Consider the following 24,363-nt stretch of genomic DNA (forward strand, 5'->3'; position numbering starts at 1 on the left):
CTGTCCCCAAAGGACCCATCCGGGCCGCGCTACAGCTGGAATACGCGGGCCACGACGCTTTCGGGAATGCCCTGCGTATCTTTCGTGGTGGCATAGGTCACAAACAGGTCGCACGTCCCCTCGCTCGCAGGATAGTCCCCGTAGTCGAGCGAACGGTCCGGACAGGCCAAGACCGCGTAGGTCTGCGCGTCCGTGTCGATCATGCAGTGCGACGCGCGCGTCTTGATGAGATAGCGCGTGCCCTTGCCCGCCGGACATGCGGCCGGCTCGCGCGCGACATAGACGTAAGGGCCGCCCTCGCGGCCGATGAACGTGCCCATGTTGCCGAGGATGCCGCTGCCCGAATAGCTCGCCTCGATGGCGAAGGCGAACGAACTCCCCATGTAGACCGCCTCGAAGGGGCGAACGCCCGCCGGCAGGACCAGTTGATCGATCTGACGGAAATTGGAATCGCTCAGGTCGACTGCCGTCATGCCGTAGTACGTTCCCTCGTCGGCGCGCACGCGCGGCGAGATCGTGAGCACGTTGTCGCAGACGCGCGGATGCGTGGCGAAGCGGCCGGGGGACTCCCAGACCTCCTCGCTATCGGAATCGCCAACCGACCAACGGTAGCAGTGGCTCGCCTCAGTGGTCTTCGAACCGTTGGTGCTGGGCATCTTCTGCCAATAGACCGTCGAGCCCACCGCCGTGAACATGGAGGGTTCCCAATCGGAATCGCCCTGGTCGAGCTGCTCGGGATCTCCGGTCAGCTGCCCGTCGGCAAATCCCGCCGCCAGCAGCACCCAGGTCAACGACGAGTAGTCGACCTCGAGCCATGCGAACACGCCCGATCCGCAGCGAACGTCGTGGAAGTTGTAGCGGCGGCCGCGCGTGGCGGAGCTCACCAGCGTGACCAGGTTTCCCGATGTCAGCGACAGCACACCGACGGTGTTGGGAGAGGCTGCCGACTCAGGTGCCATCATCGCCGCCGACCAGACGCCGTCGCTATGGAACAGCAGCGTTCCGAGCGGCAGCTGCCACGTGGCGATGTTGTTGAACTCGCCCGAGACGTCCGAGTATTCGTCGAGCGCGTCGATGACCTGCGACTCGTCGTCGACGATCTGGGGCTCGCCGCTCTCGTCGGTATTGTCGTTACCCGAGCAGCCGCCCATGGAGACGGCTGCGGCGGTGGCCGCGGTAGCAGCGGCGCCGCCTATAAGAAAGCGGCGCCTTGTGATTCCGTTCTTGCCGAACAGCTTCATGCACGAGCCTTTTCGGCCGCCTCCGTCAGGGCATGCGTGAGCTGGTCGGCACACGACGTGGGGCGCGGGCCGCACGTGTTGCCCTTCAGGATGTCGACGATCCTTGCGACCGGCTGGCCTGCCACCAGCTTGGAGATCGCCTTGAGGTTGCCGTTGCAGCCGCCCTCGAACGACACGTGGTCGATGGTCGAACCGTCGTCGGTCAGGCTGACATGGATGGCACGGGAGCAGACGCCGTGCGGAGTGTAATCGTAGTTGATCATAGGTTATATCCCCTCTTCGTTCGTCTGCGCACCATTATATGGGCGCGTCTCAAAGCGAAACCGGGAAAAGCGCCCGCAGCGCCATTTTCCCAGCCCCTGCACAGAAAAGGGACGGACCGTGCGGCCCGTCCCTCAAAACATGCGTGTCGCTGCAGGCGGCTACTCGCCGCGCTCCTGCTGAACCAGCATCGGGGTGGTCCAGCCATCCGGCACGCCGCCCGTCTTGCCATCGCCCAGCTCCATGACGACCCAGCCGTCAGGCACGCCGCCTTCGCCTTCCCACGCACCGACCTGGTGGCAGCTCGCGCACGTGAAGACGCTCTGGTCGTGCATCAGGTGGCAGGAGTTGCACTGCTGCACGCCATGGTAGGTGCTGTGCGGGTCGAACGGGTAATCGGCCGTGGAGGACTCGGTCGCGCCCGGCATCACGCCGCCGCCCGTGTGGCAGCCGCTCTGCAGGCAGAAGTCATTCGAGAAGACGACCTTCTCGAACGGCTCGCTGTAGCTGCCGGCAAGCTGCGCCTGGGTCTGGTGCATGGACTGAGACAGCGTCTGCTCGTGGCAGCCCAGGCACTGGTTGTTCACGGCGGAAGCATGCTGGTAGGCAAGGCTCGTCGAGTCGTTCACGAACGAGTCGTAGTACTTGCCCATCGTGCTGTGGCAGATGGTGTCGCAGAACTGCGGGGTCGCGCGCCACGCCCAACCGGCAACGCCCAGCACGGTCACGACGACGACCGCGGCGATGACGATGGGAAGGCGCTTGCCCTTCCAGCTCTTCTTTTTCTTGGGAGCCTGCTCGGGGGTCTCGGTCCCCGCGGTCTCCTTGATCTCGTCAGCCATTTCTATCTCCTCTCGGGACCGAGCCCTACGCGTTCAGCGCCGGGTTGTCGCCGCAGTACTTCTCGAGCACATGGTCGTAGGTGCGCGTGCGCTCGTCATATGCGACGCCGCCCTCGGTAAGCAGTCCGAGCTCCTCGAGCTCAGCCTCCTGATCGGTGAGGCCCAGATCCTCCAGGCACTCCTTCGTGGGGCAGCCGAGCTTCTCATCCCAGCCGAAACGCTTGTAGAGCATGGTGAGGGCGCTATCCCAGTCCTCGCGCTCCATCTTATCGGTGCCGGCGGTGAACGGCTCGATGTCCGGATCCTTGGTGAACGGCCAGTCGGTCATGACATCGTGGACGCCGCGGAAGTCGTTGCAGCCCATGTTGCCGTCCTTGTCGAGCATGCCGCGGGCGGTGTTGCAGCGCTGGAGCGTCATGACGCGCTCGCCGGCCTTGTACAGGTCGTCGATGGTGACCTCCTGACCGGTGACCGCGGTGTAGAACTGCGCCTCGAGATCGAGGTCGCCGCGGTAGCTGCGGTCCTTGTCGGGGGCCATGGCCATCGGCCACACCCAGTTGCACAGGGTCAGGCAGTCATGCAGGACGTCGGTGACGATGCTCCACCAGGCGAACTCGGCCTTGGACTCGTTCATCGGGGTGTAGTTCTTGTCGGCGTCGACCGCGCCCTCGCCCCACATCTCGGCGCCCATCTCCTTCTTGAGGTCGATGGGCAGGCCGCAACCCTGGAAGTTGACGGCGGAGTGGATCATGTCGTCGCGGTTGAAGACCATGTTGTACAGGCCGCCGACCTGGCCGAAGCACTCGATGGCGTGATGCACGGGCCAGCCGCGATAGTTGATCAGGCAGGAGCGGGAATCGTCATACCACTTGGCATCGTTCCACTTCTCCGTCCACACGAGCGGGCCATGGCCCAACCAGGCGATCGGCTTGTTCTCGGTGTCGTTGGAAGCGATGTCGGACAGGATCTTGATGAACGGCGTCGGATCGCCCGCCATGATCTTGTCAAAGCCGTACTCGGCGAACTGGTCGCCCAGCTCGCGCTCGAGGATGCCGTCCACGTAGGTGTGGGCCAGGTCGCGATAGAGCTGCGCGTAGTTGCACCACAGGCCCAGATCGTCGACGACAGCCTGGATGAGCAGGTTGTAGAGCACGGACTGCTCGGTGAGCGCGCCGTCCTCCGTGGTGGTGCCGGGCACCTTCATCATGCTCTGCATATAGGAGGAGAACGGGAAGTTCGGCACGCAGGTGTTACCCATGGACTCGTAGCCGGTCTTCTCGAGGATCTGCGGATGCTTCACCTGGGAATAGCAGCGCACGGGGCAGCCGTGACAGCCGGCCATCTTGACGGTGTACTTCTCGGCCTCGGGACCCAGGTCCTTGGTCGACTTCATGCAGCGGTAGCCCATGGTGTTGGGCTCGTGCGGCTTGGGCTCGCCGGTCTCGATGGCGCCGCCCTCGGCGGCAGCCCAGTACAGGCCCTTCTTGGCCGTCCAACGTGACCCCTTGTCGTAGTACTCGGCCCACGACTGCTGGGTGGAGGGCACGACGTGGTTGTTGTTGGAGCCGATGACCTGGTCGATCATGTAGTCGGACAGGTCGGCGACCATCTGCGGGTCGGCGACGTTGACGCCCTTCGTGCCGCGCACGACGACCGCCTTGACGTTCTTGGCGCCGAGCACCGCGCCGAGGCCCGCGCCCGCGGAATGGCTGCGGGTGTTGAGCACGCAGGCGTACGGAAGCAGGTTCTCGCCCGCAGGGCCGATGGCGGCCACGCACACGTCGACGCCGTGCTTCTTGCACAGCGCCTCATTGGTCTCGCGGGTTCCCTTTCCCCACAGCGCGGAGGCGTCCTCGATCGAGATGTCGTCATCGTCGATCAGGATGTAGACGGGCTTGTCGGCCTTGCCCTCGATGATCAGGCCGTCGTGGCCTGAATACTTGAGCTTGGCGCCCAGCTGGCCGCCGCAGTGGCTGTCGACGACCAGGTGGTCGGTCGTGAAGGTGGACAGCGTGGCCCAGGTGGAGCGACCGCCCAGCGGCACGCCCGCACCGGTCAGCGGACCGACGGCGAGGACGACCTTGTTCTCCTCGTCCATCCAGTCGACGCCTGCGGGCACCTCGTCATACATGATCTTGTTGGCGAAGCCCATACCGCCGATGTAGTCCTTCTGCATCGCCTCATCGGACTCTTCGGTGATCTCGCCAGTCGAAAGGTTGACACGGGCGATCCAGCCCATCCAACCGTAAGAGACGTTATCAGCCATTACGTTTCTCCTCTACTTACGCGATCTTGCCGCCGGCAATGAAGTCCTGCTCCTCGCTGACGAGCGGAAGCGGGTTCTCCTGGCGGGTCGGACCGGACGAATGGTTGACGTCTTCCCACTCAACCAGTTCAAGGGCTCCGTTGGGGCACTGCTCGGCGCAGCGACCGCATGCGATGCACTTGGCGGACTTGTTGGTCTCGGTGTTGATGACGGGCATGTGCCACGGGCAGGCCGCCACGCACGCGCCGCAGCCGACGCACTTGTCGGTGTCGACCTCGCGCACGCCGTTGTCGTTGGTGATGATGGCACCGTGCGGGCACGCGGTCTGGCACAGCGCGGTGGTGCACATGTGGCAGGTGCGGATGTTCCACTCCATGGAGTAGTAGATGCCGTCACCGCTGCCGAGCTCGCTGCCGTACTGGAACCCGTCGTTCACATGGATACGGGCAGCGGCAGGCTGCGACTTGCCGTCGTTGAGCAGCGTGCAGCTCATCTCGCAGCGCTGGCAACCGGTGCACTTGGCGCGGTTGATCTTGAGTACATGGGACGGGGTCGCGTAATAGTCGACCTTTCCCTTCGAGCTCGTCGGGGCGGCTGCAGCGGTATCGGGCAGAAGCCCGAGTGCCGCCATGGCCGCGACGAACGCTCCCGACACCTTCACGAACCCGCGACGGGTGAAGAAGGAGTCGAGATGGTCCGCGCCGGAGCCCACATGCTCCAATGCGGTGTTCCCTTTCATAGTCCCCCCTTTACGACCACAGGCCGAACGCGCAGGGCGATCGACCCTCTATTGAAACGTGTGCGGCGAAACACACCTTTCTCTTCGATGATATTGTGCCGTCAAGACCTCACATTCCGTACCCTGCTTGCGGGTAATTTGGTCAACTTGTCACCTCATGGTCCCCGTACCTGTCACCTGTTACAGGGTATAGGAGCGCCATCTCGGCATATTCGCACGTCAATAGGGTGTGCGGAACGGACTGTCAACGTTTTGCTCATGGGCGAGCTGCTGCGTCGCGAACCCTTCGTACCATCCAAAAACAGACGCGGCGGGGCGTGGCGGCAGCATGCGGAACGCTTCGACAAACAACTGCACCACACCGCGCCAGAAGGGGTGGATGGCGCGATCGTCCGCACCATCCACCCCTGTGGCACCAAACTCACCGGCTGGCGACGCCCCTATTCGATCTCGCCGCACGCCCTCATGTAGGCATCGACACGAAGGTCGCGCAGCGAGCAGTTCTCGGTCATCAGGCAGTCGACCGACATGCTCTGACATGCGAACAATTGGTCCAGCTCCTCGGTCGATGAACCCTTGACGCGCAGGTAGTAGTCGCCGATGACGGCCTTGACGGCGCAGGTCGCCAAGATCAACGTGTACAGCTTCGAGCTCGGCACGCCTCCGAGACGCTCCCGAATCTCGTCCTTGGTGATACCGAGCGCCTCGGAAAACGTCTTGCCTGGCAGCATCTCCGCCAAAGCGGCAGCGCATCCGATGGCGGCAAGGCATCCGTGGCTCCTGAAACCGACTGCACCAAATGACTCAGTCTCAGGATCGATCACGGCAAACAGCTGCATCTGCACCGTGCCGCGCTTCTCCTTGCCCACGCTGCAGAAGGCGTTCGCCTCGTCGGGAATGCCTCCGTTCGGCGTGTCGGCGATCAAGTCGAGCAGCTTGTCCGAATACTCGGTGATCGGCGCATCGTTTTCAATCTGATACATGTCGGGAGTACGCAGAAACGGCGTATCTTCCGTCAACCTCATCTTTGCCATGAACTTTCCCCCTCGTCTCCAGCATGGCGGTCCTGCATGCAGCTGCAGGACGCTATGGATTCATGCCGCGCTCCACACCGTACCATTCCGCCAGGGCTTTGCCCTGCGCGTCAGACAGGTACAGGTTGGAATAAAAGTACGCCTCTCCCCTACTCGTACGCGTCATACAGATGTCTGCGAACGCCCCGGACGACTTCACCTGCTCGTACACGTCGAGCGTCTTGGATACGGGCCATAGATACGGCACGTTCATGAAAATGTCCGCGGAGACCGGACGCGGGTAGACCCTCGACTCCGACCGAACCACGTCCACAAAGGTGGCGATATCGCTATCTTCCGCCGTCTGATAGAGCGCATGCGCGTAGCTATGCGACATGAGCGCCTTGGAATACAGGTAGATTCCCTTTTTACCATAGATGAGCACGATGTCCGACACGTCGAGGTCGGGCAGCTCCTCTTCATCCGTTATCTGCCGATCGCCCAGCTGCACCTTCAGCGGTCGAGGAGCTGTGAGCTTGCCGATCGCCGGGGCGTCATCGGCATGGTCGTGCTGCTCAATATACAGCAGCATCTGCTCCTCAAACGCGCGGGCGTCCATGCCCTTCGGCTGGAACGCCATCTTCTTCCAACGGGACGAACGCGTGAGCTTCCCTTCGTATGACCGTTGGCGAATGTCGGCGAGGGCGTCATCCATCGCGCATATCATCTCGTTGCGGGCGCGACGCCTCTCTCGCTCCTCAACGGACAGCTCGCCATCATCTTGCCCCGCCTGCTGAAGGCATTCCTCGCCAGCAACACGCGACATATCAGACGAGCGCATCGAAATGGCCGCATCGGGCTTCTGCTCCACATTCTCCCCCTACAAATTGATATGACCAATCTGCATGCCCAAGTGTAGTACAAGGTATACTCTAATATCGCTAAAACAGATGGTCTGAATGGCTCGGGCCATGCGATAGGGGGAGTGTGACGCGTGGCGCAACAGGATACCGGCCAGGCAATGCCCCCGCTTTCGCTTGAAACCTATCGGGTCTTGATTCCACCCATCTTGGGCCTCACCCTCGCCTCGACCACCACCGATATCGTGGTCCAGCAGGCGCATCGAACTACCGGTGTCTCAACCTTCAACGGCACGGCGATGATCATCGCCGCCCTTATCGCAGGCATGCTGTTCCTCTCGACCTTGGCGGTCAAACGCTTCACCAAGCGATTCATCTCCCGCTTCATCTTCGTGAGCATCGTCGTCTCAGGACTCTGCTGCCTAGCGCTCGCCGTGCTCCATGCCTATGGCGTGCAGCTCTCCCTTACCGGCGCCGTTGCGCTGCAGGCGGGCGTTGCCGCAGGCGCCACGTTCATCAAGTTCTACTGGCTCCGCAAGCTTCGCGGGACATCCGCCCAGGCAGCCGTCATCGTCGTGTTCTGCGCGCTCGCCATCTCAGAGTTCATCACCTTCTCGTTGAGCTTCTCCGGCGAGCTCATGTGGTATATCGCGGGAACCATCCTCACGTTTGCCCAGTTCAGCGTCGTGCGCATCTCCCGCGAGCTTGGAGCGGCGGGAGACCCCTTCCCCGCCGTTTCGGAATCGTATTTCGGCACGAACGAGGACCGCTTCTCCAACCGTAGCTTTTTGGCCGTGGCGACACCGGGCATCTGGTTCATCTCGGTCCCCATGGGCATGGGCCTCGGTTTCTCATCGGGCGAAGCCATCTACATGAGCACCGTGCCCCGCTTCATGGTGCTGCTCTTCGTCATCATCGTGTCGGCCCTGTGGATTCGCAACGGCTTCGCGTCGCGCATGCGCGCCATCACCACGAGCATCTGGGTCGCCATGGAGGTCCTGCTTGCCTTGGGCGCCGTGTTCCTCTCCATCTGGCCCAACACCATCTCGGTCGGCGCCTCGTTCATCATGGGCTCCTCGCTCGTGCTGCAGACCTTCGTCTGGTATCTCACCATCGCCTTCATCAGCTTCGGCTGGCGGGATCCGTTCTATTACTGCACGCTGTCGTGGGTGTCCATGACGCTGCTGTTCGTCGCCGGCATGCGCCTCGACGGCCTTATCACGCAGCTGTTCCCCAACAACACGCCGGTGCTCATCTCTATCATGAGCCTCTTCGTGCTCATCGGCGCCCAGGTGGTCTTCACCAAGCTCCTCTCCTCGCCGAGCGAGCGAACGGAACGGCGCCAGACCGCGGGCGAGGCGATCACCGAAGAGGACATCAAGCGCGTTCCGCTGATGGGCGTGCTCGCCATCACTCCGCAGGAGCACCCCGCGATGGTGCAGCAGAAGCCGGATGTGCACATCGCGACCTCGGTTATGGAGATGGGGCAGCGCTTCGGCCTGACCGGCCGCGAGGTCGAGGTTCTCACGCTCTATGCACTGGGCCACACCCAGGCCCGTGTGAGCGAAGAGCTCAAGCTGTCCACCAACACGGTCCATACGCATATCAAGCGTGTCTACGAGAAGACGGACCTGCATTCGCGCCAAGAGATCTTGGACTACATCGCCGAATACGGCAGCCCCCGCCCATAGACGGTTGCCGAAAAGCGAAACGGGTCCCATGGCACTGCCGTGGGACCCGTTGCTACAGACGATATCGGCGTCTTGTTAGAACTCGAGCGACTCCAGGCGGTCGAACACCACATCGACGCGCGTCAGGAACGAGCGCGGATCGAAGATGCGGTCGAGCTCCTCGGGAGTCACCGTGCAGCGGGGATCAGCCTCAAGCTTCTCGCGGAACGTCGAGCCCTGCTCGCACTGCTGGACCTCGCGCCATGTCGCCATAGCGTTCTCCTGCACGATAGCGTAGGCCTCCTCGCGCGTGATACCCGTCTCCACGAGGGCCAGCAGCACCTTCGAGGAATAGATCAGACCGCGCGTCTTGTTCAGGTTCGCCATCATGCGGGCGGGATACAGAATCAGTCCGTCGACGATGCGAGTCAGGCACTGGAACATGTGGTCGAGGGCGATGAAGCTATCAGCCTGAGCCACGCGCTCGGCGCTCGAATGCGAGATGTCGCGCTCGTGCCACAGGGCAACGTTATCGAATGCGACCTGCGCATTGGCCTTCACGATGCGGGAGAGGCCGCAGACCTTCTCGACCGTGATGGGGTTGCGCTTGTGGGGCATGGCGGAGCTGCCCTTCTGACCCTTGCGGAACGGCTCCTCGGCCTCGAGGGTATCGGTCTTCTGCAGATTGCGGATCTCGGTCGCAATGCGCTCGCAGGTCGCGGCGGTCGTCGCCAGAACGCCGGCGAGATACGCATGATGATCGCGCGAGATGACCTGCGTCGACAGCGGATCGTGCACGAGACCAAGATGCTCGCAGACATACTCTTCGACAAAGGGCTCGATCGAGGAGTAGGTTCCCACGGCGCCGGAGATCGCGCCGAACGCCACGGCCGCACGGGCCTCCTTCAGACGATCGTAATCGCGCTTGAGCTCCCAAGCCCAGCTACCGAACTTCATGCCGAAGGTCATCGGCTCCGCATGGATGCCGTGGGTGCGCCCGACGCACAGCGTGTCGCGCTCCTCGAACGCGCGGCGCTTGCAGATCTCGCCGAGCTTCTTGCAGTCCTCGATCAGGATGTCAGTGGCCTGAACGAGCTGGTAGCACAGGGCCGTGTCACCCAGATCGGAGCTCGTCATGCCAAAGTGCACCCAACGGCTCGGCTTGGGCTCTCCCTCGGGAACATCCCTGTCGATATGCTCTCCCATGTTGGTGAGAAACGCGATGACATCGTGGTTGGTCACGGCCTCGATGGCGTCGACCTCTTCCTTGTTGAAAGCGGCGTGCTCGCGAATCCAAGCAGCCTCCTCCTTGGTGATCCCGATCTTGCCGAGCTCAGCCTGTGCCTCGCAGGCGAGCACCTCGATCTCCTGCCAGATGGCGTACTTGTTCTCCAGCGAGAAGATATGGCCCATCTCCGGACGGGTATAGCGGTCGATCATGGCGGCTCCTTTTTGAATATTGGCACGCTGTTGGTACCGCTCTATTGTACGCGGTGCGAGCGCTCTTTTCTCTTTGCCCTCGGGGGTGGGCACATTCGACAGATTTGCTCATGTAGAGCTTTTTGGGGACGTGACCGTTTTAGGGACAGTCCCTAAAAATATCAAAAAGGCACCATCGCTGGTGCCTCTTCAAATCCTGGAGCGGGCAACGGGACTCGCGCGCACGCTGGCGCGAGCGCGCAGCTCCGAGGCGCTGCGCGCCTCGGACGCTCGCTGGGAAACGCTCACGCGTTTCCGCAGCCTCGCGACCCCAACGGGTTCGAGTCCCTGAAGCGGTGCTCATATGAAAAAGGCACCATTGCTGGTGCCTCTGCAAATCCTGGAGCGGGCAACGGGACTCGAACCCGCGAGTGTCAGCTTGGGAAGCTGATGCCTTACCACTTGGCGATGCCCGCGTATGTCAGTGTCGCATCAAGCGACGTACGAAGTAGTATAACCCGCCTATTTTTCATGGGCAAGAAGAAGAGGGCCGCATGATTCCAATCCGCACGAAATCGGCTCACGCGACGTGCGGCAACGACAACTCGAGTCAAGGGAGAGGAGACGCTGCGACATAAGGGCTCCATTATAAATCGCTCTTGGACCGTCTATTCGCCATGCGCTACGCAGACGATACGCATGGTGGCGTATTCCTTGGCGATGCGTGCGTAGCGATCTAAGTCGTATCCGATGCGATTGATCTCGGCGATATCGTGTGCATCCTTCTCGCGATCACTCATGATCTTGGATACTCGTACCGCCTCGAGCGTCGCGCAGCCGATGGTTACGCCGGTGGGCAGGCGACGCAACTCGGTGCGGTCAGCCTCCATAGAGCAAGGAATTACCGCCTCAAGCAAGGCGTCAAAGCCGTCGGTTACCTCAAGCGCAGCATTGCGTTGGTGCAACTCATCAATCTCAAAGAAATATGGGCAAAAGCTCACGAGCACTCCGTCGATCACGGAATGCACGCCGAAATCTCCACGCTCCTCGTTGCAGGGCAGATTGAGCGAATCGAGCCGAGGGTCATACAGACCCTCGCCGACAAGCCAGGTGCGCACATCGGGCATGTCGGCGATGCGAAGCGATATGTCCACGTCACCGTGAAGCCGCCTCGAATCGCGTCCCGAAGCAATCCAGGGGACAAGCCCTCCCTCAAGAAAGACCTTCCCAACAAGCATAGGCGCGGTCAGAACGCGCATCGCTACGGAGCAGGCCAGCGAAAACGGCACGGATTTGATAGCAGCGGTGTCAGCCTGAAGCATGATTATCCTTCTTTCCATCTCATTTCGGGCCGCACGGAACCATCCCGGCACTGCCGGGACGAGCGACCGGCGTCCCTGTCAGACATATCGGCTAGAAGGAAGTCGTCATGCGCCCCTCCTGAAGAAGGATATTGCCTTCATTATACGCTTCGCGCTGCAGAGCCATCACGATCCGGAGCAACGTGCAGGCCGAGCATAACGCTGACAGTCCCAGCTCGTTTTATGGATGCGCGGAATCGGCCCGGCATCCATCTTTCGCCTTGCAACCTGAATCTCGAAACCCCGCCCGACAAGCGCTGCAGATTTAGCGCGGAATCAGCTTGCTGTAAGAACCCTGTCGGACTGCGAGCAGATACCACGGGATATTCGCCCCCGTCCGGTTTCTACGATCGAATCCCATGTGTGTGAAGGAGGTCGGTCATGAGACTGGTGTCAGGGGATGATTATCGTTCATTGCGTCGTTCATATCTGAGAACGTATGGAAGATCGCAATTTAATTCATCACGACGCGAACGGTCGTTTATCAAGAGAATTATCATGGACAGGATTTCCTCCGTGGTCATATGCGCGCTCTGCTTTGTCGCTTGGCTGCTCTATCTTGTCTTCGCATCTCCCCAGCCTGCCGCCGCGGATCCGATCACGGTGAAGGTCTCGCAGCTCGTCAGCAACCCACACTCAAAGGGCGGAACGGGACACTTCATCCGTGTTGAAGGACCGACCTCCTCGGTCGCCTACTGCGCCCAAGGCTGGCTCATCACTCCTCCCGAGGGCCAAAGCCTCGAGCGCTACGGATCACTTGAGATTCCCGAGCTCGACTACGTGATGTACCACGGCTACGACGGAACCATGGTCACCTCCGTCTACGGCCTCGATGAGCAGCGCTCGGAGATGGCGACCATGGCAGCCGTATGGCTTGCCATCGGAGACAAGCGCGGCGACATCCTCAATTTCATTCCCAACGTGGATGAGCCCTTTCATGGCAACAAGATGTATCTCGAGCGCTGGCAGAGCATCGAGGACGAGTCGATCAAGCAAGCCGCATACGACCTGTACCAGGAAGCACTCGACTACGCCGAGGACGGCGGTGGCGGCATCGAAGAGGGCTGCGCCACGTTCTGGAGCAATCGCAATGCATACGAAGCCGATGGCACATTCAGCTACCAAGGGGTCATCACGGCCGACAAAGAGCTGCTCGTCACCTTCTGCAAAGTGTCTGATGATGAAACCGTGACCGATAACAACGAGGCGTACAGCCTTGCCGACGCCGAATACAGCATCTACCTTGCCGAAAGCGACAACCTCGTCACTTCGTTCACAACCGATGATGAGGGTCGGGCGACATGCCGTCTTAAACCGGACACCTCGTATTACGCCGTCGAGACCAAAGCGCCTGCCGGATACGAGCTCAACGAGGAGCGCATCGAGTTCGTCACCGAACAGGATGCCATCGAGATCATCCTGACCGACTCTCCCCAACGGCTCCAACTCACCGTCAAGAAGGTGGACGCAGCGACCGGAAACGACGCGCAGCCGACGTTAAGCCTGGAGGGTGCGGAGTTCTCCATCACCGACGCACAGGGCAACACAAGAACGAGCACCATCGATGAAACGGGAACGGCGACGATTGAAAACCTCCCCCTCGGACCCGTCTATGTCCAGGAGACGAAGGCTCCCACGGGCTACGTACTCGACGAGACGGTTCATGAAGTCATCCTTGGCGATGCGGAAGGTGACGATGAGCTCGCGCTTACCCGGGAACTTATCGTTGAGAACACGCCCGTTGCCTTCGACATCGCGATTGAGAAGACGCTAAATGGCAAGGCTGCCGATGAATCAGCCAAGGGCATCGCATTCGATATCATCTCGAACACGACCGATGAGGTTATCGGGACGATCGTGACCGACGAGGAGGGCCACGCGGATACAGCCGACACATGGTTTGGCGCTGGCACTCGTCCCGACAACGCGTCCGGTGCGATTCCCTACGACGCTGCGGGATACACCGTCCGCGAGGACCCGGATACGACACCCGATGGATTTGAGACCGCAGAACCGTGGAACATCACGGCAGATCAGATCGTCGATGGGGTCAGTCTGTCATTCGATGTCGACAACGCCGTCGTCGCATCGCAGCTCACCATCGTGAAGGTAGACAAGGCGACGGGACAGCCCATACCCCTCGCGGGCTTTACCTTTAGCATACTCGACGCCCAGGGCAACCAGCTTTCGGCAGACCCCTGGTTCCCAACCGCGCCGGAGCAGAACACGTTCACCACAGACGAGACAGGCACCGTCGCCATTCCCCAGAAGCTGCGCCGTGGGACGTACTGCGTCAAGGAAACGCAAGCGCCCGAGCCGTATCTTCTCGCCGACGAATTGATTCCCTTTGAAGTCGAAGCCTCATCCGATGAGCCAGCCGTGGTCGTTGAGATCGCCGATGCCGCGGCGACCGGACAGGGCAAGATCGTCAAGACCGGTAGTCAAAATGAATCTCCTTTAGCAGGAGCCGCGTTCGATGTCGTCGCGCAACTGGATGTTGTCGCACCCGATGGTACGGTGCAGGTTCGGACCGGCGAGATCGTCGACCAGGTGATCACCGATGAAGACGGCATCGCGACCACCAAAGAGCTTCCCTTGGGTTCCGGCGAGGCGACCTATGCGTTTATCGAAACCGCAGCACCCGATGGTTATGTCGTCAATCCGGATCCCGTCCCCTTCACGCTTTCATATCAGGACCCGGAAACCGAGGTTGTGACCACTGAGGTCACCTGCACCAACGATCCCACAACGGTCACCATCACCAAGGTGTCTGAAGGCGACCAAGAGCCTGTCGCCGGGGCGACCTTTGCCCTGACGAGCATCGACGAGCAGGCCGAATCACCTTCAGCAGGAGAAGCGGAGGAGACACCCGACATAGGTGCTGAGGAGCCCGAGGGCGATACCGGAGTCAATGACGATGACGGCACCGATAGCGGCAGCGATGCCGAGGGCGACACCGGCATCGTCGAAGACCGATCTTCAGACGAAGCGACAGCGGATGATGCCGAGAACACGCAGGGTGCCGCCGAAGACATGGAGCCAGGAAATCCGGATTCCGACGAGCCTGCGGATGACTCGATAGTCGAGGAGCCCGGCAGCACCTATACGACCGATGCGGACGGCACGATCGCCATCACCCGCCTCGCCCCCGGAACCTATCGTCTTCAAGAGCTCGAAGCTCCCGCAGGCTATCTCGTCGATGACGCACCGCGCGAATTCACGGTCGACCAGGACGGCTTGATTGACGGCTCCTCGACGTTGAGCCTTACGTTCGAGAACGACTACACCAAGGTCGACATCTCTAAACGCAGCTCAGTTGACGAGTCATGCTTGACGGGAGCCCATCTTACGCTCATCGATGCCGAAGGCAAGGAGGTCGACTCCTGGGAAACGAGCGACACACCGCATCGTATCGAAAAGATCGCCCCCGGAACGTATCAGCTTGCGGAAACCGAAGCACCCGACGGATACGACACGGCTGGTGCCATGGAGATCGTCATCGAGGAAACGGCGGAGGTCCAGGCATTCACCCTGTACAACGACCCGGTGGAAATCGCCGCTCTCGTAGACAAGCGACGCGTGAACAGCGAGGGGTCTTCGGGAGACCGAGAAACGTTTTCCTATGTGATCGATGCCAAGAACGACAGCTCGTCATGGGTCGACGAGTGCACGGTCACCGATACGCTCGATAGCGCCCTCCAGGGTCTGGTCGAGTTGACGAGCGTCACCACGCCGATCGCGCAAGGCGATCACGACGGCCTTCTCAACGTGTGGTACTACCTCGCCGACTCCGATGCGCAGCCCGAGACGAGCGATGCGAACGCGACTACCGCCGACGACGAGGGCAACCCCCGACTTGAAGTGGAGCAGCAAGAGCTCATCACCGGCGACGACCAGCGCGTCCTCGACTACAACGGCTGGCATCTATGGGCAGAGGGCGTAAGCACCTCCGAGGCGACCACGCTTGATGTTGCCGACCTCAACCTCGCCACCGGCAGCCTCATCACCGCCGTGCGGTTTGAATTCGGACGCGTTGAAGAGGACTTCACGACAAGGGCTGACCTCGATGCCTCCAGCCTCCTCAAAGATGAGCAAGACACTGTCGAACCCGAGGAAATAGGCTCCGAGGACCTCTCCCCCATGCGCATCGAGATGCGCGCGAGCGCAACGTACGTCTCGGGAGACGCCGTCGTCAACTCCGTCCAGATCGACGAGTACCGCAACGGAGGCGGAAACGGTCTCGAGGCTCATGACACAGACCTTGTCCGGTATGAGGGTGAACCGGAGTTTCGCCCGCTCGATCAAACGGGCTTCCACATCATCGGCGGGACGCTCTTGGGCACCGGCGCCATCTGCGCCTTCGGGGTTTGGGCGGGTCTCGGCAAACGGACGCGAACCATTCGCTAGAAAGGATAATCATCATGACAGACACCGCTGCGGCCACATGTGAGGACAAGCGCAGGAAGATCGGCCGGATAGGGCAGATCGTCGCCCTGATCATCCTGCTGCTTTGCATCTTGTTCTTGGGTTGGCAGGTTCTTCAGTTCGGAAAGGCCGACGAGGGGGCCGTCGTCACCCAATACGAAGGCATGACGCGGGAAGAGATCCAAGCCGAGCTCGACCGGACGGTGCGCGAGAACATGATGACCGTCTCGGTTGCACCGACCGCGCTCCTCGATGAGAACGGCGATGTTGCCGTCAACGTCATCAATGAGGAAAGCAATCGATTCCCCCAGCGGTTTTCGCTTATCCAAGATGGCGAGGTCGTGTATCGGTCCGGAACGATCGACCCGGGAAAGACCGTCAGCTCGTGTCATCCGGACCATATCTCCGCCGGTCCAGCTGTCATCGAAATCCAGGCGCTCGACCCGGAATCCAGCGAAGACCACGGCAGCCCGACCCGCGTCGACATCTCGATCGTTGAAGCCGACGAATCATAGGCACCCAGTGGCATGAGGGATATGCCACGCGAATAGAAAGGATCGACCATGAGTGCACGAACCACACGTACCCGGAACCGCCTTGGGACCCTGGCTTGCTCAGTCGGCGTCGCCTGCATGCTCGCCTCGCCCACGATCGCCTTGGCGCAGGACAAGGTCGTCACCGGAACCAACGGAACCACCGATGTAACGGTTCAAACGTCCAACGAGAACATCAAGTTTTCCATCCCGACCATCATTCCGTTTGCCGCGGCGGGCGACGGCGAGCTTGTGGGACCGACGGCCAGCGAGACGCTGATCAAGAACCTCTCGGTCTTTGGCATCCATGTCACCAACATGTCGGTCGAGGAGGAGGCTCCCTGGGTTTTGGTCGCAGATGCCGAATCGGCCGGACAGGACAACTCGGTGGACTTCCAGGTGGGGCCGTCATTGAACGTGCGCGATGCGTTCAACGCTTCTCAGGAAGGTGGCATTGACCTATCAGATAACGAAAACTGGGACATGGACTATGCAGGAGGGGAATCGGACTCCATCCAACTTGAGACATATGGAAACATCTCCCACGCGACCGTCGACCTTTCCGGTGACGGCGCCAAGATAGCCACGATCAGCTGGACTGTTGCCCCTGGCCAGCATGTTTCGTAAGCGCAGCGCCCCGGCACTTGCCGCACTCGGCCTTGCCGGGGCGCTTGCCTTCGCAAGCCCTTTGCAGTCCCGAGCCGCGACCGCCGACACATCCTCTTCGGCTGGAGGCTCAACCGACGTCACCGTGATTGCCGCCGAGCAGCCTGAACCCGACACCGAGGAGCCGGAGGGCCTCCCGCAAACGGGCGTCTCGAACTCATCAGGCCTTATCGCGGCAATCGCTTTGGGATCGGCAACGGCAGTCGCCCTCTTGCGCCCGCGACCCCATCTTCGTTAGCCGTCGTCATCAAAGGAGGATTGGTCATGATCGATCGTTTGCGACAACTCGCGTGTATTGTCTGTCTCGCACTGCTTGCGGCAGCAGCCATGGCGCCGCGTGGCGCCCTCGCATCCGATCTGACGATCCTTGCCGAGCGCATGGGCGACACGGTGGTCGAGCTTCCCCTCCGCGCGACATCACGTATGAGGACAGCGGACGAGCAGGATCAGACCGGGGTTTGGATTTATTTTGGCGGCTCCACGTCTGGACGCATCACGCAGGTCAACGACTACTTTATCGAAAGCGAACCCAATGACGATGGAACCGTCAACGTTATCGTGCGGACCACGCTCACCAGCGTCGACTCGAACTTCGCGTACTGGACCACCACCAAGACGATCTACTGCGACGGTGAAGAGGTTGCCTATATCGGACCCGACTACGAGCAGGCAGGTCCCGGTGAATCCATATTCCAAGAAGCTCGATTCAGCGTCTCCGGCGGCGGGGTGCATCACATCACCAGCATCGAAGAGAAGTTCAGGGAGGGGACGGAGACTTCGGCCGGCTGGGATTTCGAGGTCAACGTCCCCTTTGTCATCACCGCAACAGCCGCCACCGGCGGATCCATCAAGCCGGACGGCCCTTCTCTTGCTTATGAGGGAACATCGAAGCTATATCGCATCGAGGCGGATGCGGGATATCGCATTTCCAACGTTATCGTGGACGATCTATCGGTCGGAGCCCGACCCGATTACCGTTTCACCTCGATTGACAGCAATCACACCATCGAGGCTCGATTCGTAAAGACCTGGCGCGTCACGGTCGTCGACGGCATCAACGGATCGATCATCGACCGCCAAACCGTCGATGACGGCGACGATGCGGAGGTTCCCTCCATCCCGAAGCATGAGGGGTATCGCTTCGACCGCTGGAGCTCCAACTTTGACGACATCGATGCCGACACGACGATCACCGCGCGTTATATTCGCGTGCACGACGTGGTGTTCTACAATCGCGACGGACGCGAGCTGTCGAGACAATCCGTCGATCATGGATCGGCGGCGACGGATCCCGGCATTCCCCCTCTTGACGGATATACGGCCTCCGGTTGGGACACCTCGTTCATCAGCGTGACGAAGGACCTTTCCATCCACCCCGTCTACGAGCCGATCATCTCCGTGAGAGTCCCCACGCTCGTCGCATGCACGATCATGCCCGACGGAAGCGTGGTCGAGCCAACGGGCTACCGTATAGAAAACCGATCGGTGGTGCCCGTCATGGCATCGGACATGGCAACCGAGTACCTCGCCGATGACGTATCCGTTGAGATCGCCGACGATTCGGGCTGCATCTACCGAACCGGAAAGATGGTTGGGCGTCTTGACATCGCTGAGGGGTCCTCGCAATGTTTCACGTGGCACATAGGAGATCTCGATCCTCGGGAAAACGCAGATCTTATCGGTCGGGCCGTGAAGGAACCGACGACCGTCTGCCGCGTTACGTTTACGTTTGAGGAGGCGTCGTAGATGGATCTGGATATCGCGCGGCGCGCGTTGCGAGGCATCGCCGGCGCGATCTGCCTCGTAAGCACCATGTCGCTCGCGATCTCCTGTGCGCAGGAGCAGTCCTCAGATATGGTGTACGACGCTTTGGAGCGCAGCGCTCTGGCGACCCCGGCATCGAGCGGAAACACCGCTGAGGGCGGTTCGGCCACGACGCTGGCCGACGTGCTGTCGATCAACCCCGAAGTCGCCGGCTGGCTCACAGTCGAGAACACGTCGATCTCGTATCCCGTCGTTTTGCCGGAAGCCGAGACGCCTCGGGACTGGTATCTCGATCACGACGTCCAAGGGTATTGGAATCCGCTTGGATGCCCCTATATCGACAACCGAAGCGGCACCGATAAGCACCATCTGCTCGTGTACGGCCATCATGTGCACAACTCGGACGCGATGTTCAGCAGCATTGCTGCAGCGTATCAGGAAGATATCTTCGAGGCGATAGGATCCGCCACGTGGAGCACTCCCGACGGGGAAACGGAGACGTTCTATCCGTGCATGGCCCTCAACGTTGAGTCCTCATACGACACCATCCAACGCTTTTCATTTACAGACCAAGTTGACCTGCAGATATGGATCGGCTCTCTTTCGAAAGACGCCCAGGCCAAGGCTCGCATGTGGGCCAAACAGATGACGGATGCGACTCGCGTGCTGACGCTGGTCACCTGTTCAAGCGAGCAGCCTGGGCAGACGTGGCGCACGCTCGTCGTCTTCACCGACGTCGAGGGAAGAGATTAGTTGCCGGACTCCTGGAGCACTTCCTCGGTATGGACGGCCTCGGGTGTGGAGCCGACGACACCGACCGCATAGGCCAAGCCGAAACCGAGGGCCAACGCCACCACGGCACCGATGAGGTAGGCAATCCAATGGCGTTTGATAAACGAGAACACGTGACCTCCTCAAGATGTATCGGTCCTTTGTATGCTAGCAGCATTTTACGCAGCCGCGGCCGGGAGTTCCTCCTCGACACGATTCTGCGTCGATTATCGGGTATACGAGGTGACATGTACCCATGCACCAGAAAGGACACCCATATGACCAGCGAAACGTACGAGCTTTACATCATGCCGTCTTGCCCGTACTGCCACAAGGTACTCAACTTCCTGTCAAAGCACGATATCGAGATGCCGATACGCGACATCACCGCCGACCCCCAAGCGGCGGAAACACTCGTGCGCGTCGGCGGGAAGCGACAGGTGCCCTGCCTGTTTATCGACGGTAAGCCGCTGTACGAGTCATCGGATATCGTCGACTACCTCGCTGAACACCTTGCTTAAGCCAAAAGAAAGGGCCCGGATACGGGCCCTTTCTTTCATATCGGACTAGGAGCGGCGAATGACCTCGGTGACGACATCCGCTGCCAGCGCGATGTTGGAGGTGTCGATGTTAAGCGGGATGTCCTCCTGGCTGTGCGAGCAAGCGAAGCTCGCGCCGTCAACACCGGCGATGGTCAGCGAGCGCAGGCTGCGCTCCATCGCGGCGTGCGCGTCGGTGTCGACATAGGGCATATCGACCGCGCCGATCTCATGATGGAAATCGGCGGAGACGCGCGAGACCAGGCGCATGATGCGCTTGTCGCCCTTGAGCACGCGGCGCTCGCCCTCCGTCGAGAGCATCGCGAGCCTGCCGGCACCGATGCACTCGAGGTTGATCAGGAACACGCCGCGCAGCTTGTCGCGATGGGACTCGAGGAACTCGCGGATTCCGGCGTTGCCGTGCTCGGATGCACCGGTCGCGACGAACCAGATGTCGTGGCCGAGCAGCTCGTCGTCGCCGAGCGAGGCGACCGCTTCGCGCAGATCGCCCTCGGTCAGCAGCTCGTTGCCCGTGGCACCGCCCTTCCAGCCGTCGTCGTTATCGAGCCAGTCGTTCAGGTTCTCCTCACGGCGCTTCTTACGACCAAACAAGCCACGACGCTTCTTCTTATGCGCATCCGGTGCCGGCGCCGAGATGGTGTCGAACGTTCCGGACGCGGGGGCGGAAGAGGCGGGGCGGTCGTTGGAGCTCACTACGGTGAACTGGGCCGTCGAACCCATGGCGGACCGGCTGGTGCCCGTCGCCCCGACCGCGGCGAACGGATCGGAACCGCCCGCGGAGGGATCGGGGAGATCCAGCAGCGCAGATCGATTCGTCGTGGTGCGGCGAGTCGGTGCGGCAGGGGCAGAAGGAGCGGGGTTCGCGATATCCGGGACGTTGATGGAGCGCTGACGACGGGCAGGATGATGCTCGATCTCCGCCATCAGAGAGTCCACCGTCTCGGTAGGCTTGGCAGGGGCTGCCTGAGGAGCGGCGGGGGCGGCAGAAGACATGTCGAACAGCTGTGTCGCACCCGTAAGGGGCTTTTCCGGCTCTTCCGCCTCCGCGACAGGCGTCACATCGGGAACCTTGAGCTCGCGCTCGGCGGGATGCGGCTGATCCTCCGCCTCCGTCACGGGATCGACCGCTGCCGCGGAATCGACGTCGGCGATCTCGGGCATATCGAACATCACGTCATCTGAATCCTCAGCCGTCTTCTCCAGCACGCTCTGGAAGAGCGCGAGGCTGTCGGAGCTTAAGTCATCGGCCGGTGCCTTGGTGTCGGGATCATACGCGGCGGTCTGGTCGAGCGGATCGACGGCATCGGGATTGAACGCGGCGGTCTGATCAAGAGGCTCGACTGCACCCATATCGAAGGAGATCGTCTCGTCGAGATTGACGGGCTGAGCCTCCGCTTCGAATGCGTCGGAATCGTCGGTAGACTCATCCTCCTGCGCATCGGTCACGCTCTCGATAACGTCCTGCTCGGGCTCGTCTTCGTCGACCTCCTCGTAGATGGCCTCCATGACGCCAAGGTCACCTTCGAAGTCGAAGTCGCTGAAGTCCGTGATCTCATCGGGGTCGTCGGACACGAAGGCGTCGAAAGCGCCCTCCTCGGCGTCCTCGGGCTCACCCTCCGCAGCGATCGGCTCATCGTCCTCGGAGACGATATCGTCCTCGGCATCGTCCGCGTCAAGGGTGGCGGACTCGACATCGTCCGTACCCTCGGACACGGCGTCGTCGATGATCATGGTGTCAGCAAGGGGCTGGGCCTCGAAGACCGTCGTGGCGCCGGTGTCTTCAAGCGCCTCGTCATCAGAATCGATCTCCTGGGAGTCCTCGATCTCGATCGATTCATCGTAAGGAAGCTCGTCGGTCTCGATATCCTCTTCGACGGACTCCTCGGACTCGACGTATTCGATCGCGTCGTCTTCTGCTACCTCTTCGGCTTCCTCATACTCCAGAGCGTCGCCCTCATCGAATGCGGCCTCGTCCTCGACATCATCCGAATCCTCTTCGGCCTCTTCGGCAACGTCGAGCTGCCCGTACTCGGCCGCCTCGTCCTCATCGTATTCGGCCTCGCTGTCAGCCTCCTCATCAAAGGCATCCTGCTTGTAACCGCCGTCGGCATATTCGTCCTCATCGGCCGCAAGCACGAAGCCGCCGTTCTCGTCCTCCACCTCATAGGAAGCCATAACTGGCTCGTCGAGCTCATCGATCTGGTACTCGTCGAGGAACTCGGGGTCGATCTCCTCGAAATCGTCCTCGTCTTCCCCTGCGTCCTCGAAGCCCTCCTCGGGCATCTCCTCATACTCGGCCGCAAAGGCGTAGGCCTGTGTCTCCTCGACCGCCTCGTCTTCTTCACCGGTATATCCGTTGTACGCGAAGGGATCATCCATGACCGGATATGCCTCGGGCTCGGCGGGGGCGGGCTCAGAGACCTCGTTGACGACCGGCACGTCCATCGGCTCGTCGTATTGAGCATACTGGGGCTCATCGGATGCGGGCTGCTGGGGCATGGAGACGGTCGCCGACGCATCGATGCGGTCGGAGGGCTGCTCCACCGGCGCGGGCTCGACCTCGGGAACGATATGAGGGACCTGATCGACGGTCCTCGTCTCGGGCTCCGGTTTCTCGGCGGGCAGCTGTTCGACCTGCTGCGGAGCGGGCTCCGGAGCGCGACGGAAGTTCAGAACCGCCTTGGGCTTCGGCATGGGAAGCGCACCCTGCTCGTATTCGATTGCACAGGACTCGGCCACCATGCCGAGCGAACGGATGACGTCGACGCCGTAGCGCAAGCAGCCAGCGGAGTTGACGGGAAGCTCGTCGGCCTCCTCCTCTTCGGCCTCCTCCTCTTCGGCCTCCTCCTCGACGGGAGCGGGCGCCTCGGAGACGGGCTCCTCCTGGATAGCCGGCTCGCTCTGGACAGCGGGCTCGCCATCGATGACCTCAAAGACCGTCGTCGTTCCGGCATCCTCGACAGGCTCTTCGACATCGAGCGCGGGCATCTGAACGGTCTCTCCTGCGAAAGCGGCCACCTCGCTCTGCTCGTCGGCCGCAACGGGAGCATCCGCTGCGGGAGCGAGCTCATCGGCGGCGTACGCGGCATCCTCTTCGAAGGCGGGGGCGTTGCGCTCTTCCTCGTCGGCGACCTCGGGCATCGGATGCTCCACGCCCTCGGGCATGAGCTCGGCGTACATACGCTGCTGCTCGGCCATGTACTCGCTGAACGGCACGTCGTCGGGGAACTCGCGCGAGCCGCGATAGGGCGACACCGAGTCCATGATGCCCAGCAGGGCGGCAAGGGAAGACTTGTTGCACACGGAGCCGGACGTATACGGCAGCACGTAGCGGTTACACAGGATGGCGACGGCGTTGAGCAGCGGAATCAACGCCACGAGGATGGCGAGCACCCACAGCACGATCTTGGCCGCATCGGGGAGCGGGAACAGGCGCAGCACCACGACGATGGCGGGAACCAGGACCGCGAACGGAAGCAGCTTGACCAGCAGCGGGCGGTATGCGGAGAAGGGCGGCTGCGCCAGGAAGTCTGCGCGCGGGGAATCATAGTGGGCGACCACGACCACGGGGCGGTTGCGCGGCGAGGCGAGCGGGCCGGCAGCCTTGTGGTAGGCGATGACGTTTTGGGACAGGCCGCCAGAACCAAGCTGGGGGAACGTGATGCGGCCGAAGCGCTCGAGCAGGTACAGCGCCGCGCACAGGATCGTCACCAACGTGCCGAGCACGCCCAAAAAGCCCCCGACCCCCATGAGGACCGTGGAGATGAACAGCAGCAGGCAGAGAATGGCCCGCACGAGTTTGGGTGACGAGGTGGAGGTGAACTCTTGGACCTCCGGCTCGAAGCCGTGCCGCGAGAAGATGCGCGAGATCTCCTCGGCAGCAAGGCGCTCCTCCTCGCTGCATGCGGGGGTGATGCCGATGTTCTGAAGCAGGTGGTTCAGATATTTTTGGGTATTCGCCATGTGGGCTCC

19 protein-coding genes and 1 tRNA gene are annotated in these 24,363 nt (G+C 61.4%); 8 read left to right on the forward strand and 12 right to left on the reverse strand.

The genetic code is table 11. From position 1 onward, the window contains the following. Positions 1 to 29 precede the first annotated feature (29 nt). The 5 genes from QVN30_RS05805 to QVN30_RS05825 all read right to left on the reverse strand — a co-directional run bounded on the left by QVN30_RS05805 (position 30) and on the right by QVN30_RS05825 (position 5,349). Positions 30 to 1,241 carry a hypothetical protein gene (locus QVN30_RS05805; protein ID WP_087200921.1) on the reverse strand — a complete coding sequence of 404 codons (1,212 nt, stop codon included), beginning with the start codon at positions 1,239 to 1,241 and terminating at the stop codon, positions 30 to 32. Continuing rightward, positions 1,238 to 1,504, reverse strand: coding sequence for a TIGR03905 family TSCPD domain-containing protein (locus QVN30_RS05810; protein WP_066830662.1), 267 nt, complete (start codon positions 1,502 to 1,504; stop codon positions 1,238 to 1,240). The genes QVN30_RS05805 and QVN30_RS05810 overlap by 4 nt, the downstream gene beginning before the upstream one ends. Positions 1,505 to 1,663: 159 nt before the next feature. After that, a complete protein-coding gene (locus QVN30_RS05815) occupies positions 1,664 to 2,344 on the reverse strand; it encodes a cytochrome c3 family protein (protein ID WP_066830664.1) in 681 nt (226 codons plus the stop codon). A gap of 25 nt (positions 2,345 to 2,369) precedes the next feature. Continuing rightward, positions 2,370 to 4,610 (reverse strand): aldehyde ferredoxin oxidoreductase, encoded by a 2,241-nt coding sequence (locus tag QVN30_RS05820; RefSeq protein ID WP_289835764.1) that lies wholly within the window; start codon positions 4,608 to 4,610, stop codon positions 2,370 to 2,372. 16 nt (positions 4,611 to 4,626) lie between these two features. Beyond that, positions 4,627 to 5,349 (reverse strand): 4Fe-4S binding protein, encoded by a 723-nt coding sequence (locus tag QVN30_RS05825; protein ID WP_204538406.1) that lies wholly within the window; start codon positions 5,347 to 5,349, stop codon positions 4,627 to 4,629. 258 nt (positions 5,350 to 5,607) lie between these two features. Here QVN30_RS05825 and QVN30_RS05830 point away from each other — a divergent pair, with 258 nt between their 5' ends. After that, positions 5,608 to 5,820, forward strand: a complete 213-nt coding sequence (locus tag QVN30_RS05830; protein WP_289835765.1) for a hypothetical protein — start codon at positions 5,608 to 5,610, stop codon at positions 5,818 to 5,820. Here QVN30_RS05830 and QVN30_RS05835 read toward each other — a convergent pair. Together QVN30_RS05835 and QVN30_RS05840 are read right to left on the reverse strand one after the other, a co-directional pair. Then, complete coding sequence (locus QVN30_RS05835) at positions 5,790 to 6,383, reverse strand: iron-sulfur cluster assembly scaffold protein (RefSeq protein ID WP_289835766.1); 594 nt, start codon at positions 6,381 to 6,383, stop codon at positions 5,790 to 5,792. The two genes, QVN30_RS05830 and QVN30_RS05835, sit on opposite strands and share 31 nt — an antisense overlap. A gap of 52 nt (positions 6,384 to 6,435) precedes the next feature. Further along, on the reverse strand, positions 6,436 to 7,233 hold the full coding sequence (locus QVN30_RS05840; RefSeq protein WP_289835767.1) for a YdhW C-terminal domain-containing protein: 798 nt from the start codon (positions 7,231 to 7,233) through the stop codon (positions 6,436 to 6,438). A gap of 123 nt (positions 7,234 to 7,356) precedes the next feature. Here QVN30_RS05840 and QVN30_RS05845 point away from each other — a divergent pair, with 123 nt between their 5' ends. Then, a complete protein-coding gene (locus tag QVN30_RS05845; protein WP_289835768.1) occupies positions 7,357 to 8,913 on the forward strand; it encodes a helix-turn-helix transcriptional regulator in 1,557 nt (518 codons plus the stop codon). 75 nt (positions 8,914 to 8,988) lie between these two features. Here QVN30_RS05845 and purB read toward each other — a convergent pair whose 3' ends face one another. From purB to QVN30_RS05860, 3 genes are all read right to left on the reverse strand, one after another. Further along, entirely contained in the window at positions 8,989 to 10,332 is a 1,344-nt protein-coding gene (gene purB / locus QVN30_RS05850) for an adenylosuccinate lyase (protein WP_204538391.1), read from the reverse strand. Positions 10,333 to 10,712: 380 nt separating this feature from the next. Further along, positions 10,713 to 10,787 (reverse strand) — tRNA-Gly (locus QVN30_RS05855). Positions 10,788 to 10,979: 192 nt separating this feature from the next. After that, complete coding sequence (locus tag QVN30_RS05860; protein WP_289835769.1) at positions 10,980 to 11,633, reverse strand: hypothetical protein; 654 nt, start codon at positions 11,631 to 11,633, stop codon at positions 10,980 to 10,982. A gap of 537 nt (positions 11,634 to 12,170) precedes the next feature. On the opposite strand from QVN30_RS05860, the gene QVN30_RS05865 reads away from it, so the two are divergent. The 5 genes from QVN30_RS05865 to QVN30_RS05885 all read left to right on the forward strand — a co-directional run bounded on the left by QVN30_RS05865 (position 12,171) and on the right by QVN30_RS05885 (position 19,813). Next, positions 12,171 to 16,079 (forward strand): SpaA isopeptide-forming pilin-related protein, encoded by a 3,909-nt coding sequence (locus QVN30_RS05865; protein WP_289835770.1) that lies wholly within the window; start codon positions 12,171 to 12,173, stop codon positions 16,077 to 16,079. Between the two features lie 14 nt (positions 16,080 to 16,093). After that, the gene (locus QVN30_RS05870) at positions 16,094 to 16,612 is read left to right on the forward strand and encodes a hypothetical protein (RefSeq protein ID WP_289835771.1); all 519 of its coding nucleotides are present in this window, start codon (positions 16,094 to 16,096) and stop codon (positions 16,610 to 16,612) included. A gap of 48 nt (positions 16,613 to 16,660) precedes the next feature. Further along, positions 16,661 to 17,257 (forward strand): hypothetical protein, encoded by a 597-nt coding sequence (locus QVN30_RS05875; protein WP_289835772.1) that lies wholly within the window; start codon positions 16,661 to 16,663, stop codon positions 17,255 to 17,257. A 303-nt stretch (positions 17,258 to 17,560) separates the two neighbouring features. After that, on the forward strand, positions 17,561 to 19,042 hold the full coding sequence (locus QVN30_RS05880) for an InlB B-repeat-containing protein (RefSeq protein ID WP_289835773.1): 1,482 nt from the start codon (positions 17,561 to 17,563) through the stop codon (positions 19,040 to 19,042). Beyond that, positions 19,043 to 19,813: a class B sortase gene (locus tag QVN30_RS05885; protein ID WP_289835774.1), complete on the forward strand. Its 771-nt coding sequence runs from the start codon at positions 19,043 to 19,045 to the stop codon at positions 19,811 to 19,813. Here QVN30_RS05885 and QVN30_RS05890 read toward each other — a convergent pair. Continuing rightward, positions 19,810 to 19,965, reverse strand: a complete 156-nt coding sequence (locus QVN30_RS05890; RefSeq protein WP_187119115.1) for a hypothetical protein — start codon at positions 19,963 to 19,965, stop codon at positions 19,810 to 19,812. The genes QVN30_RS05885 and QVN30_RS05890 overlap by 4 nt on opposite strands. Before the next feature lie 144 nt (positions 19,966 to 20,109). On the opposite strand from QVN30_RS05890, the gene QVN30_RS05895 reads away from it, so the two are divergent. Then, positions 20,110 to 20,352: a glutaredoxin family protein gene (locus QVN30_RS05895; protein WP_289835775.1), complete on the forward strand. Its 243-nt coding sequence runs from the start codon at positions 20,110 to 20,112 to the stop codon at positions 20,350 to 20,352. A gap of 45 nt (positions 20,353 to 20,397) precedes the next feature. Here the strand turns inward: QVN30_RS05895 and QVN30_RS05900 are convergent, their stop codons facing one another. Continuing rightward, positions 20,398 to 24,354: a M28 family peptidase gene (locus QVN30_RS05900; RefSeq protein ID WP_289835776.1), complete on the reverse strand. Its 3,957-nt coding sequence runs from the start codon at positions 24,352 to 24,354 to the stop codon at positions 20,398 to 20,400. Between the last annotated feature and the right edge of the window lie 9 nt (positions 24,355 to 24,363).

The organism is Collinsella ihumii, from assembly GCF_030385545.1.
In the GTDB taxonomy this organism is placed as follows: domain Bacteria; phylum Actinomycetota; class Coriobacteriia; order Coriobacteriales; family Coriobacteriaceae; genus Collinsella; species Collinsella ihumii.